We start from the raw sequence: 12,539 nt of genomic DNA on the forward strand, positions 1-12,539 counted from the left end.
GCGCTGGAACTATGCGGACGGGAGGAGCAGCACATGCCATGGTGGCAGTGGGTAGTTGACGCTGCCGGCGTCGTGCTGCTCCTTCTGGCCATTTACGGAGCGGCGCTCTGGATGCGGCGCCGGGTGCTGGCCCGACACGGCGGCACCTTCGAACTGAGCTACCGCATCAGTGACTCCCGTCCAGGACACGGGTGGGGACTCGGCCTGGGCCGGTACTCAGGGGAGAAGCTCGAATGGTTCCGACTGTTCTCGCTCTTCCCGAAGCCCCGGGCCATCTGGGCACGCACCGAATTGAGCTACGACGGACACCGTGAGGCCCGGGGGACCGAGCAGACCTCGCTCTACCCCGACCACGTGGTCATCCACTGTCAGAGCGTGACCGGAGAGATCGAACTCGCCATGAGTCCGGGCTCCCTCACCGGCTTCCAGTCCTGGCTCGAGGCGAAACCCCCCGGCACCGACTGGACCAAGGGCCGCTGACCCCGTTCCTCACTTCGAGCGCTCACCGCAGTGTTTGTGGGCGGACTCGCGCTCTCCGTTCGTCCCTCACTTCGAGCGCTCACCGCAGTGTTTGTAGGCGGACTCGCGCTCTCCGTTCGTCCCTCACTTCGAGCGCTCACCGCAGTGTTTGTGGGCGGACTCGCGCTCTCCGTTCGTCCCTCACTTCGAGCGCTCACCGCCGGGCACCCAGAGGACGTCGCCCGCCTCCCGGTTCGCATACCGCGCCAGGATGAACAACAGGTCCGAGAGCCGGTTCAGGTAGGTGATGGCCAGCTTGTTCATCGTCTCGGCGTGCTCCTCGTAGGCCGCCCAGGCCGAACGCTCTGCGCGGCGTACGACGGTGCGCGAGACGTGCAGGTGGGCACCCCCCGTGGTGCCGCCGTTGAGGATGAAGGACCGCAGGTTCGGCAACGACTCGTTGTAGTGGTCGCACCAGGCCTCGAGGCGGTCGACGTACTCCTGCTCGATGCGCAGCGGGGGGTACTCCGGGTCGGGGACGACGGGCGTGCAGAAGTCGGCGCCCACGTCGAACAGGTCGTTCTGGATGTGGGTGAGGACCGCGACGACGTCCTCGTCGAGGTCCGCGGTCGACAGCGCCAGCCCGATGGTGGCGTTGGCCTCGTCGACGTCGGCGTAGGCGTGCAGTCGCGCGTCGTTCTTGGAAGTGACACTCATGTCACCGAGGCGGGTTTCGCCGGCGTCGCCGGTGCGGGTGTAGATCCGAGTGAGGTTGACCATGCAAGGGAGACTAGCCAGCATGCGCACACGACTGACACTGGCCATCCTCGTAGCGCTCCCCGGACTCGCCTTGGCCGGCGCAGGGCTGTTCCATCCGGATCGGTTGAACTACGACACCTCCCTGCGCTGGTACGCCCTCCACATCCCGGGGCTACTGGTCTTCCCGCTCGTCGGTGTGGCCCTGGCCGTGCTGGTTCGTGGCCGCGGGGACCCGGTGGCCTGGATCGTTCGCCTCTCCGCCTACGTCTACGCGACCTTCTACACCGCGCTGGACGTGATCAACGGGATCACCGCTGGCTACGTCACCCGACAACTGGGGCCCGGAGCGCCGCGACCCGACGAGGTCCGTTCGATCTTCGATATCGGTCGCCCGATCGGTGACATCGGTGAGTGGGGACTCATGGTGTGTTGCCTGGCCATCGCTGTCGATCAGGTGCTGCGCCACCGGGTGCGGGGGCTTCCCGCCCTCGTCCTGGTCCCGGCGGCGTGGTTGGTGCGGACCGATCACATCTTCAGTCCGCTGGGCGTCCTGGCCATGACCCTGCTCGCCCTGACGACTGCGGCGCTGGTCCTCCTCAACCCGCCCGACCACGAGGTCGAATGGGCAAGGAAACTTCAGCGGTCGGACTGAGGTCCCCTCAGCGGGTGCTGAGGGTGCTCACCTGTCCGCGCTCGACCAGCCACCGCTCGTCGAGCCGGACGTGATCGAGGAGACGACGGTCGTGGGACACGAGCAGCAGTGCTCCCTCGTAGGCGTCCAACGCTTCCTCGAGTTGCTCGATGGCGGGGAGGTCCAAGTGGTTCGTGGGTTCGTCGAGCACCAGCACGTTGACTCCGCGCGCCTGGAGCAGGGCCAGCGCCGCCCGGGTGCGTTCACCGGGCGACAGAGCGCCGACGACCGAGCCGACCTGATCGGCCTTCAATCCGAACTTCGCCAGCAGGGTGCGTACGTCGGCCGGACTCATCGCCGGCACGGCGGTCTCGAAGGCGACACCGAGGGTGACGCTCTCGTCGAGCACGCTGCGCGCCTGATCGATCTCGCCGATGGCCAAGGACGCGCCGAGCGAGGCCCGACCCTTCTGGGGCGGGATCTGCCCCATCAGTAGTTGCAGCAGGGTGGTCTTGCCCGCACCGTTGGGGCCGATCACCCCGATCCGGTCGCCGGCGTTGATCTGCACCGACACGGGGCCGAGCGTGAAGTCGCCGCGGCGTACGACGGCGGCGTCCAGCGCGGCGACGACGGTGCTGGAACGCGGAGCAGGGGCCACTCGGAACTGCAGCTGCCACTCCTTGCGTGGCTCCTCGACCTCATCGAGGCGGGCGATCCGTGACTCCATCTGGCGGACCTTCTGGGCCTGCTTCTCTGATGACTCGGCCTGCGCCCGGCGACGGATCTTGTCGTTGTCGGGACTCTTCTTCATGGCGTTCCGGACACCCTGGGAACTCCACTCCCGCTGGGTGCGGGCCCGGCCCACCAGATCGGCCTTCCGATCGGCGTACTGGTCGTAGGACTCCCGGGCGTGGCGGCGGGCCACCGCACGCTCCTCCAGGAAGGCGTCGTACCCGCCGGCATAGACCGCGACCTGATGCTGAGCGAGGTCGAGTTCCACGACCCGGGTGACGCAGCGAGCGAGGAACTCGCGGTCGTGGGAGACCAGGACGATGCCGGAGCGCAGCCCCTGAACCCAGGCCTCCAGCCGGGCCAGACCCTCCAGATCGAGATCGTTGGTCGGCTCGTCGAGCAGGACGACGTCGAAGCGGCTCAACACCAGGGCAGCGAGACCGATCCGTGCGGCCTGTCCGCCGGACAATGAGGTCATCAGTGCGTCCGGGCCGACGCCGCTGGCCGCCGGCAGGCCGAGGTCGGACAGCACGCCGGGGACCCGGTCCTCGAGATCCGGGGCGCCACTGGCGAGCCAGTGATCCAGGGCGACTGCGTAGGCCTCGTCCGAGCCGGGCACGTCCGACCCGAGGTCGGCCGCCGTGGCCTCCATCGCCGCGGTGGCTGCCGAGGCGCCGGTACGCCGAGCCAGATGCGCCGCGACGGTCTCGCCGTCGATGCGCTCGTGCTCCTGCGGCAACCAGCCGATGAACGCATCGCTGGGCGCCGTGGACACCGAACCGCCCAGAGGTACCGACGCACCCGCGAGCAGGCTCAGCAGGGTTGTCTTCCCGGCGCCGTTGGCACCGACGACCCCGACCACATCCCCGGGAGCGACCGTCAGGTCGAGTCCTTCGAACAGCGTCCGATGGCCGTGTCCACCGGACAGGCCCTTGGCGACCAGGGTGGCACTCACCCCAGCATCGTAGGGCCCCCGGCTGGGTTAGCCCGCCTCACCGAGTTGGTTGTCGAAGAACTCGATGGTGCGGTCCATCGCTTGGAAGAACGCCGGTCCGAAGGCGTGGCCGTCGTCATACCGTTCGAGTCGCGAGTCGACGCCCGCCCGGACCAGGGCCTGTTGGGTGGCCTCGGCCCATTCGGGTGGGCAGGTGTCGTCGAAGCGACCGTGCACCATCAGCACCGGTTCGGTGATTCGGTCGAAGTAGGGCCTTGATGAGTTCCGCCGCCAGAAGCCCGGCTGTTCCGCAGGGCTCGGGATCTCCTCACGCAGCGCAGCGTCCTCCGGGTCGGGCGCGATGAACTGGCGGTAGTTCTCCGCCTCGAGCGACGAGACCGAGGCCCACGGGGCGGCGGCCTGGACCAGACCGGGTGCTGCGACCAGCGCCTTCAGCACCACCCCGCCCCCCATGGATCGACCGAAGAGGGCGACCCGGTCTCGGTCGAGGGGGATCCTGTCCGCGCGGCTGGCGTTGCGCAGGGCCTTGACCGCGTTGATCACGTCGGCGCTGTAGCCCTGTCGCAGTCGGGTCATGGCCTCTGGGTCGTCATCGGACTCGGCGTGGTTGCGGTAGTCGACGTGCAACGCGATGTAGCCGCGAGATGCGAGGTAAGCGCGTTCGCGGGTCATTCCTTGACCGCGCACGTAGATCGCCGGATCGATGTAGCCGTGGGCCAGCACGACCGCCGGGAACGGTCCCGGACCGTCGGGCACGTTGAGCACCCCCGAGATGCGATAGGACTCCTCGCCTCGGTCCGTGGTGCTGCGCGAGCGGTAGGTGACGTCGTAGGAGGTGAAACCGCCTACGCGCTCCCGGACCGCACCGAGAGTCAGCCGGTCACCGCGGTGGATCTGCTCGGCCAGCCCCGGCACGGAAACGGGAGGCACCGTTGCGGGGGCCGGCGTAGGAATGGCTTCGGTCGGTTCTGCGGCCACTTCTGGGACCGATTCCTGGGCCGGCTCGGTGGCCGTGGGTGCGACCGGTTCCTCAACCGTGGGGGAGACCGTCGGCGTCGTCTCGGACCCGGTCCCGCCCCCCGACGTACACGCCGACAACGTGAGGGCTGTGCTCAGCGCCAGGACACCCAGCAAGTGTGAGGTGGACAAGAACGAGGGTCTGAGCACGGATCCTCCGACGGTCGGAACAGCTGAGAACCCACGGTAGCCAGTGGTTGGCTGTTGGGAAGACCACATTCCATTGCCCCACCTGAGCCCGGTTGACGGCCTACCCTCTTCCCATGACGGAGAAAGATCGCCCCTGGGTGATGCGCACGTACGCCGGCCACTCGACCGCTGAGGCGTCCAACGCGCTCTACCGGAACAACCTGTCGAAGGGGCAGACCGGACTCTCGGTCGCCTTCGACCTCCCGACGCAGACGGGCTACGACCCCGACTCGCCGCTCGCCCGCGGTGAGGTCGGCAAGGTCGGCGTACCCGTGCCGCACATGGGGGAGATGCACAAGCTCTTCGCCGACATCCCCCTGACGGGGATGAACACCTCGATGACCATCAACGCCACCGCGATGTGGATGTTGGCGATGTACCAGGTCGCCGCCGAGGACCAGAACCCCGACCTCGCGCCTGAGGAGGTCGCCCAGCAGCTCGCGGGCACGACGCAGAACGACATCATCAAGGAGTACCTCTCGCGGGGGACCTACGTCTTCCCTCCCGAGCACTCGCTGCGCCTGATCAGCGACATGATCTCCTACACGGTCCACCAGATCCCCAAGTGGAACCCGATCAACATCTGCAGCTACCACCTGCAGGAAGCGGGCGCGACACCCACGCAGGAGCTCGCCTACGCACTGTGCACCGCGATCGCGGTGCTCGACGAGGTCAAGAACTCCGGACAGGTCTCCGAGGACGACTTCGAGAAGGTCGTCGGCCGGATCTCCTTCTTCGTCAACGCCGGGGTCCGCTTCGTCGAGGAGACGTGCAAGATGCGGGCCTTCGTCCAGTTGTGGGACGAGATCACCAGCGATCGGTACGGCGTCCAGGACCCGAAGATGCGTCGCTTCCGCTACGGCGTCCAGGTCAACAGCCTCGGTCTCACCGAGGCCCAGCCCGAGAACAACGTGCAGCGCATCGTGCTCGAGATGCTGGGCGTGACCCTGTCCAAGAACGCGCGGGCACGCGCTGTTCAGCTTCCCGCCTGGAACGAAGCCCTGGGCCTGCCGCGGCCGTGGGACCAGCAGTGGTCCCTGCGCCTCCAGCAGGTGCTGGCCTTCGAGTCCGACCTGTTGGAGTACGAAGACATCTTCGAGGGCTCGGTCGTGATCGAGGCCAAGGTCGCCGAACTCGTCGCCGGCGCCAAGGCCGAGATCGACCGGGTCCAGGCTCTGGGTGGCGCGATCGCCGCTGTCGAGTCGGGCTACATGAAGCAGGAGCTCGTCTCCGCGCACGCCGCGCGCCGCGGCCGGATCGAGAACGGTGACGAGATCATCGTCGGGGTCAACAAGTTCGAGACCACCGAGGTCTCACCGCTGACCGCCGATCTCGACGGGGCCATCATGACCGCGGACCCCGAGGCCGAGCGGTCCGCTCTCACCTCGGTGGAGGAGTGGAAGGCCCAGCGCGACAGCACCGCCGTCGAGCAGGCGCTGGCCAAGTTGGCCGACGACGCCAAGACCGACACCAACCTGATGGCCGCCACGCTGGCCGCTGCCCGGGCGGGAGCCACCACCGGCGAGTGGGCCGGCACCCTGCGTGAGGTGTTCGGTGAGTTCCGCGCCCCGACCGGTGTGAGCGGTGCGGTCGGAGTGGCCGAGGCCGGCGCCGAGCTGACCGAGGTGCGGGACCGCGTGAAGGCGACCGGTGAGGAACTCGGTGGCCGACTGCGTCTTCTCGTGGGCAAGCCTGGTCTCGATGGACACTCCAACGGTGCCGAACAGGTCGCCGTACGTGCGCGGGACGCCGGATTCGAGGTCATCTACCAGGGCATCCGGCTCACCCCGGAGCAGATCGTGGCCGCCGCTGTGGCCGAGGACGTCCACTGCGTCGGCCTGTCGATCTTGTCCGGCTCGCACATGGAGCTGGTTCCTGCGGTGCTGCAGGGGTTGCGCGAGGCCGGACTGGACGACGTCCCGGTCATCGTCGGCGGCATCATCCCCGACTCCGACGGACGCGCCCTGATGGAACAGGGCGTCGCAGCCGTCTACACCCCCAAGGACTTCGGTCTCACCGAGATCATGGGCGGGATCGTCGAGGTCATCCGGCGGGCCAACGCCCTCTGATCGTGCCGTAGGGCCCTCAGATCACCGACCCGGCCCGGCAGGCCTTCGCCGCGGCGGACACGGTCTGCAGGGTCGACTCCGGTGGCGTGCTGCCCGACGACAACGTCTCGACGAACTCCGAGGCCTGGTCGTCGGTCAACGTGGTGGCGAGCTCGTCGATGATGCAGTCGAGTTTGTCCGGCTCGACCTGACGCAGCGACATCCGGAAGAACGCCTCGAACTCGGCTCTCTTGATCGCGGACGCGCTCGGGGCGGGTGACGTCGGGTCGGTCGTCTCCGGTGGTGGTGCGCTGGACGAACAGGCGACGCAGAGGTAGACGGCGCCTGCGATGACGGGCGTGGCGAATCTTCGACTCAGTGACGACACGGTCGCCTAGAGGTTGATGGTGACGTCCGCGTCCTTGCGGAGATCGGTGACCAGGGCAGCAGCGGCCTGACCCTGCTTGTCTCCGCGGATCTGGTTCACGATCTCGCCACGCACCTCATTGAGCGGCGGGAGCTCCTGGGCCGCGTCGGGGTTGGCCTCCTGTTGCTCCGCGACCTGGTCGTAGAGGGCGCGGACCTCCTTCTGGGTCACCTTCAGGGCACCGGGGGTCACCTCCTCTATCAACTGGTCGATGCGGATCTGTGCCTCCACCTGTTCGGTCAGATCGTCGATACTCAGACCCTGCTGCTCGAGAAGCGGTTCGAGGTCCGCACGTGACTCCAGACCGTTCTGCTCCAACAACGTCGCGAATTCGGCGTTCACCGAGGCCTTCGTGGCGGTGATCTTGAGGCGGTCCGCTTCTTGGGTCAACAACTCGTTGCCCACCAGTCCTTCGACCGTCTGCTCCTTGAGCGCGTCCTGGTCCACGGGCTGGCCGGTGGCCTGGGCCTGGCTGGACGCCGACTCGAACTGACGGGTGTAGACCTGCTCGAACTCGTCCTTGTCGATGGACTCACCGTTGACCACGGCCACCACGTCGGGGATTCCTTCGAGATCGGCTTCGGGGGCCGCCTCGGGGGCCGCCTCGGAATCAGCGGACGCGGACGCCGAGGGTGCCGCGGAGGCGTCGTCGCTCGAGGTCTCGCCGTCACTGCCGCAGGCGGAGAGCACCAACAATCCGGCCAGCATGAGGCCGAGAGCGCTCGAACGAGCGGAAGAACGGATACGTGGACGTGCAGTCATCGGGGTCACCCAGAGAATCGGAGAAAGGCCACGCTCGACGCTAGCAACCGATCAAACCCCTCCCAAAAGCGCGCATCTGTGACGTGGTGGACACTGGAGGTGTGTCGAGAGTGATCGTCGTGGGTGCTGGGGTCGTGGGCCTGTCGTGCGCGGTGCGCCTGTTGGAGGCCGGACACCGTGTCGACGTGGTGGCCCGGGACCTGCCGCAGGAGACGACGTCGGTCGTGGCCGCTGCGATCTGGTACCCCTACCGAGCACTTCCCCAGGACAAGGTGACCGCGTGGTCAGGGCGGACGTTCGAGGTCCTGGCCGACGTGGCCGCGACCGATCCAGCAGCGGGGGTACGGATGGTGGAGGGCACCGAGGTGATGCGGTCCGCCACCCCCGACCCCTGGTGGGCGGCCGCCGTCCCGGGTCTGACGCGCGGATGCGAACTCCCTCCCGGGTACGTCGACGGATGGTCCTTCCGCACGCCTGTGGTGACCATGCCGACGTACCTGAGGTGGTTGACCGAGCGGGTCGAGGACTTGGGCGGATCGATCACCCGACTGTGTCTCTCTGCCCTGCCCACCTTGCGAGATGGGGGAGATCTGGTCGTGAACTGCTCCGGGATCGGCAGCCGGTTGCTGGCCGACGACCCGGACGTGACCCCGATCCGTGGCCAGGTGGTGGTGGTCGAGCAGGTGGGTCTGAACCGCTGGACCCTCGACGCGGAGGGCCCCACGTACGTCATTCCCCGGGAGTCGGAGATCGTAGTCGGCGGAACGGCGCAGGAGGGGGAGTGGAGCCGCACCCCGGACCCGGACACGGCGCAGCGGCTGCTCGAGCGCGGCATCCGACTGGTGCCGGAGTTGGCTGGCGCGCGGGTGCTTCGGCACAAGGTCGGTCTACGACCGGCGCGACCGGCGGTCCGGCTGGAACGCGAGGGACGGGTGATCCACTGCTACGGGCACGGCGGATCGGGAGTCACGGCCTCCTGGGGTTGCGCCGAGGATGTCGCGCAGCTAGCGAACCAGTGATCAGTCGGAGGCGGAGTTCCGCCGACGATTCATCGCGATGGCCACCGGGAGTCCGACCCCGAAGCCGACGACGGTTCCGGCCAGGGCGCCCCACTCCTCATCGACGTTGAGGCCCACGAGGGCCGCGACGGCGACCGAGGCGAGCACGATCGTGGCGAGAGCGAGGTTGAAGAACATCTCGCGGAAGAACAGGGCGCTGAAGCTCTCGCTCGGCTCCGCGGGCTCCAGCGGTTCTGTCGGTGGCGTCGGCGGAGGGGTGACTGTCGGTGCGGTGGCCGGAAGGCCCACAGACTGATCGTCGCCGGCGTTGAGAGGAAGCACCTGCACCACCGCGGCCGGATCGAGGGCGCCGTAGATGTGCGGGAAGGTCTCCGCCGAGTCGAGGACCGACTCCTCCACCACGGGTACGCCGACCAGGTCGGTGTCGATCACCAGCAACACCAACGGTTCGGTGACGTCGGCGTAGAAGCGCTGACGAACGCCTTCCCACTGATCCCCCCGGCTGGCGTGGAGGAAACCCTCCTCGGCCAGGGTGCGGCCGCGGGTGGAGGTCGTGTAGCGACCGGTGGCCTGGGCCGCGTCCCAGTCGGATGCGGTGGCGATGTGGAAGATGCGAGTCATGACGGGGTCATCAGAACAGCCGGGTGGACGGATCGTCCATCCCCCGCAACGCGTTGTAGTCCACGACCGCGCACGCGATGCCACGGTCGGTGGCCAGCACCCGTGCTTGGGGCTTGATCTCCTGGGCGGCGAAGATGCCGCGCACGGCACCGTTGGCGGTCAGGAGTGAGTCGCGGTTGAGCAACTCCAGGTAACGGGTCAACTGCTCCACCCCGTCGATGTCGCCACGACGCTTGATCTCGACCGCGACACTGACGCCACCGGCGTCGCGGCACATCAGGTCGACCGGGCCGATGGCGGTCGGGAACTCGCGGCGTACGAGCTTCAGGCCCTCGGACAGCGTGCCGGGGTGCTCGGCCAGCAGCTCCTGCAGGTGCTTCTCGACCCCGTCCTTCTGGAGACCCGGGTCCACCCCCAGATCGTGGGAGGAGTCGCTGATGACGTCATCGAGCAGGATCCGCAGCGTGTCGTCGGTCTTCGTACTCGTGACGACCCACTCGACCCGGCCGTCGTCGGTGGCGCCCTCACGCAACGTGCAGGGAGGAGACATCCAGTTCAGGGGCTTGTAGGAGCCGCCGTCGGAGTGCGCGAGCACCGAACCATCGGCCTTGATCATCAACACCCGGGTCGCCATGGGCAGGTGGGCCGTCAGCCGTCCCGCGTAGTCGATCTGACAACGGGCCACGACGAGTCTCACGAGCGGTCAATCTACCGCTCGCCGCGACACTCGTCCCGTCAGGTCATTGCGTTCGGCCAAGTCGGAGCGTAAAGGTGTTCCATGTCACTTTTTCCCGGGCTGATGACAGCGCCCCTCACGATGGCGGCAGAAGCGGACGAGGGCTGGATCGCCCGACTGGAGTCGACGATCTCCGACGGCTTCGAACCGATCGCCACCGCGGTGTCGAACGTGATCTTCTTCACCGTCACCATCGGGCCCGCGACCTTTCCGCTGATCGTGTTCTGGCTGGTGGCCGCGGCAGCCATCTTCACCGTCTATTTCCGGGGCATCCAGTTCACCGGGATGCGTACCTCCCTCGACCTGGTTCGAGGGAAGTACTCCCGCGAAACCGACCCGGGCGAGGTGACCCACTTCCAGGCTCTCTCGTCGGCCGTCTCGGGCACGGTCGGTCTCGGGAACATCGCGGGCGTTGCGGTCGCGGTGACCGTCGGTGGCCCGGGAGCCACCTTCTGGATGATCCTGGCCGGCCTGCTGGGTATGTGCACCAAGTTCGTGGAATGCACCCTCGGCGTGAAGTACCGCGAGATCCACGAGGACGGCAGCGTCACCGGGGGGCCGTTCCGCTACATGCCGGTGGCCTTCGCCCGGTTCGGACCCGTGGTGAGCAAGGCCGGCGTCACGATCTTCGCGGTCGCCCTGATCCTGTTCGGTCTGCTGGGTGGCAACGCCTTCCAGGCCAACCAGACGTTCGCGCAGGCTCAGGAGGTCACCGGTGGTGCCGACGGCCTCCTCGGCTCGGACGCCGCCTCCCTGATCTTCGGCCTGATCCTGGCTCTGTTGGTCGGCGTGGTGATCCTCGGTGGGGTTCGCTCGATCGCGAAGGTCACCTCGCGGCTGGTGCCCATGATGGCCGCGATCTACCTGACCGCCTGCTTGTTGGTGATCCTCAGCAACGTCACCTCGGTCCCCGACGCGTTCGGTTCGATCATCTCCGGAGCCTTCAGCCCCGAGGGCGTCTCGGGTGGGTTCATCGGTGTGCTCATCATCGGGTTCCAGCGTGCGGCCTTCTCCAACGAGGCCGGCGTGGGTTCCGCCCCGATCGTGCACTCGGCGGTCAAGACCAAGCACCCGGTCTCCGAAGGCTTCGTCGCGCTGTTGGAGCCCTTCATCGACACCGTGGTCGTGTGCACGATGACCGCCCTGACGATCATCATCGCCTCCGACGGCACCGATTACGAGAGCCTGATCGGATCCCCGATCAGCAACGACAGCGGCGTCGTCCTGACCAGCCGATCCTTCGAGACCTTCCTGCCGGGCTTCGGGAACGTGCTCGCCCTCGCAGTGGCGCTCTTCGCGTTCTCGACCCTGATCACCTGGTCCTACTACACGATGCGGGCCTGGACCTCGCTAGTCGGCAAGAGCCCGGGCAAGGAGCTGGGCTTCAAGATCGTCTTCTGCTTCTTCGTCGTCGTCGGCTCGGTGGTGAACCTGGGATCGGTGCTCAACTTCGCGGACGCGATGCTCTTCGTGTGTGCGGTCTTCAACCTGCTGGCCTGCTACATCCTGCTGCCGAAGGTGAAGGAGGAGCTCAAGTCCTTCCGGGCGGGTCTGCGCAGCGGCGAGATCCAGGAGGTTCCCAAGGAGGAACGCGCCACGTGAGCGAGGGCGGCGTACGCCACGCCCGCGCCGCCGACCTCCGCCGGGTTGCGGAGATCGAGACCGCCGGACTCGTCCTGTTCGAGGAGCACCTCGGCGACCTGGCCGGCGACGTACTCGCCGGATCCGCGCCATCGGGGGGCACTCGCCTCGATATGCCCGGATTCCTGCTCGTCCTCGGGCCGGTGGGGGAGCCGACGGGCTTCGTGCACGTGGTCGAGATCGAGGGGTACGCCCACCTCGAACAGTTGTCGGTACGGCCCGAGGCGATGCGTCGGGGCAGGGGGACGCGGTTGGTGCGCGCCGCCATGGCGGAGGCTGCAGCCCTCGGTTTCGACCGGCTCTCGTTGTGTACCTATCGCGACCTGCCGTGGAACGGTCCGTTCTACGTCAGGCTGGGCTTCGGTGAGGTGCACGATCCCGAACCCTTTCAGCGTCGCCTCCGGGCTCAGGAGCGGGCGATCGGGCTCGACCGACACGGGGTGAGGCTGCTTCTCGACATCGCTGTCCGAAGCGGACCGCAATCGCCTGTCTCACCGGCGCCCACCTCGCAGGAGAACAGGCACCCGGCCGTGGAATGATGCC

Annotated in this window: 13 protein-coding genes; 6 read left to right on the forward strand and 7 right to left on the reverse strand. The window is 67.6% G+C overall.

The features are described 5' to 3' along the window. The first annotated feature begins 33 nt into the window (after window positions 1–33). Window positions 34–480: a DUF2550 domain-containing protein gene (locus tag ACYVLV_RS09815; RefSeq protein ID WP_460809516.1), complete on the forward strand. Its 447-nt coding sequence runs from the start codon at window positions 34–36 to the stop codon at window positions 478–480. Window positions 481–660: 180 nt separating this feature from the next. Here the strand turns inward: ACYVLV_RS09815 and ACYVLV_RS09820 are convergent, their stop codons facing one another. Next, window positions 661–1,239 (reverse strand): cob(I)yrinic acid a,c-diamide adenosyltransferase, encoded by a 579-nt coding sequence (locus ACYVLV_RS09820; protein ID WP_460809517.1) that lies wholly within the window; start codon window positions 1,237–1,239, stop codon window positions 661–663. A gap of 19 nt (window positions 1,240–1,258) precedes the next feature. Between ACYVLV_RS09820 and ACYVLV_RS09825 the strand changes: the two genes are divergently transcribed. Beyond that, complete coding sequence (locus tag ACYVLV_RS09825) at window positions 1,259–1,870, forward strand: hypothetical protein (protein WP_460809519.1); 612 nt, start codon at window positions 1,259–1,261, stop codon at window positions 1,868–1,870. Between the two features lie 7 nt (window positions 1,871–1,877). On the opposite strand, the gene ACYVLV_RS09830 is transcribed toward ACYVLV_RS09825, so the two are convergent. Both ACYVLV_RS09830 and ACYVLV_RS09835 read right to left on the reverse strand, forming a co-directional pair. Further along, complete coding sequence (locus ACYVLV_RS09830; protein WP_460809520.1) at window positions 1,878–3,536, reverse strand: ABC-F family ATP-binding cassette domain-containing protein; 1,659 nt, start codon at window positions 3,534–3,536, stop codon at window positions 1,878–1,880. A 27-nt stretch (window positions 3,537–3,563) separates the two neighbouring features. After that, window positions 3,564–4,685 (reverse strand): alpha/beta hydrolase family protein, encoded by a 1,122-nt coding sequence (locus ACYVLV_RS09835; RefSeq protein ID WP_460809521.1) that lies wholly within the window; start codon window positions 4,683–4,685, stop codon window positions 3,564–3,566. Between the two features lie 131 nt (window positions 4,686–4,816). On the opposite strand from ACYVLV_RS09835, the gene ACYVLV_RS09840 reads away from it, so the two are divergent. Continuing rightward, window positions 4,817–6,811, forward strand: coding sequence for a protein meaA (locus ACYVLV_RS09840; RefSeq protein ID WP_460809523.1), 1,995 nt, complete (start codon window positions 4,817–4,819; stop codon window positions 6,809–6,811). Window positions 6,812–6,827: 16 nt separating this feature from the next. Here the strand turns inward: ACYVLV_RS09840 and ACYVLV_RS09845 are convergent, their stop codons facing one another. Beyond that, complete coding sequence (locus tag ACYVLV_RS09845; protein ID WP_460809525.1) at window positions 6,828–7,178, reverse strand: hypothetical protein; 351 nt, start codon at window positions 7,176–7,178, stop codon at window positions 6,828–6,830. Window positions 7,179–7,184: 6 nt separating this feature from the next. After that, window positions 7,185–7,979 carry a SurA N-terminal domain-containing protein gene (locus ACYVLV_RS09850; protein WP_460809526.1) on the reverse strand — a complete coding sequence of 265 codons (795 nt, stop codon included), beginning with the start codon at window positions 7,977–7,979 and terminating at the stop codon, window positions 7,185–7,187. A gap of 101 nt (window positions 7,980–8,080) precedes the next feature. Between ACYVLV_RS09850 and ACYVLV_RS09855 the strand changes: the two genes are divergently transcribed. Next, window positions 8,081–8,998, forward strand: coding sequence for an FAD-dependent oxidoreductase (locus ACYVLV_RS09855; RefSeq protein ID WP_460809528.1), 918 nt, complete (start codon window positions 8,081–8,083; stop codon window positions 8,996–8,998). Here the strand turns inward: ACYVLV_RS09855 and ACYVLV_RS09860 are convergent, their stop codons facing one another. Beyond that, window positions 8,999–9,619: a DUF952 domain-containing protein gene (locus ACYVLV_RS09860; protein ID WP_460809530.1), complete on the reverse strand. Its 621-nt coding sequence runs from the start codon at window positions 9,617–9,619 to the stop codon at window positions 8,999–9,001. It abuts the gene before it with no gap. Between the two features lie 10 nt (window positions 9,620–9,629). Then, entirely contained in the window at window positions 9,630–10,316 is a 687-nt protein-coding gene (gene nucS, locus ACYVLV_RS09865) for an endonuclease NucS (RefSeq protein ID WP_460809531.1), read from the reverse strand. 81 nt (window positions 10,317–10,397) lie between these two features. Here nucS and ACYVLV_RS09870 point away from each other — a divergent pair, with 81 nt between their 5' ends. Together ACYVLV_RS09870 and ACYVLV_RS09875 are read left to right on the forward strand one after the other, a co-directional pair. After that, window positions 10,398–11,957 (forward strand): alanine/glycine:cation symporter family protein, encoded by a 1,560-nt coding sequence (locus tag ACYVLV_RS09870; RefSeq protein WP_460809533.1) that lies wholly within the window; start codon window positions 10,398–10,400, stop codon window positions 11,955–11,957. Further along, window positions 11,954–12,535 (forward strand): GNAT family N-acetyltransferase, encoded by a 582-nt coding sequence (locus ACYVLV_RS09875; protein WP_460809534.1) that lies wholly within the window; start codon window positions 11,954–11,956, stop codon window positions 12,533–12,535. Before ACYVLV_RS09870 ends, ACYVLV_RS09875 begins: the two co-directional genes overlap by 4 nt. Window positions 12,536–12,539: the final 4 nt, after the last annotated feature.

The organism is Nocardioides salsibiostraticola, from assembly GCF_054783655.1.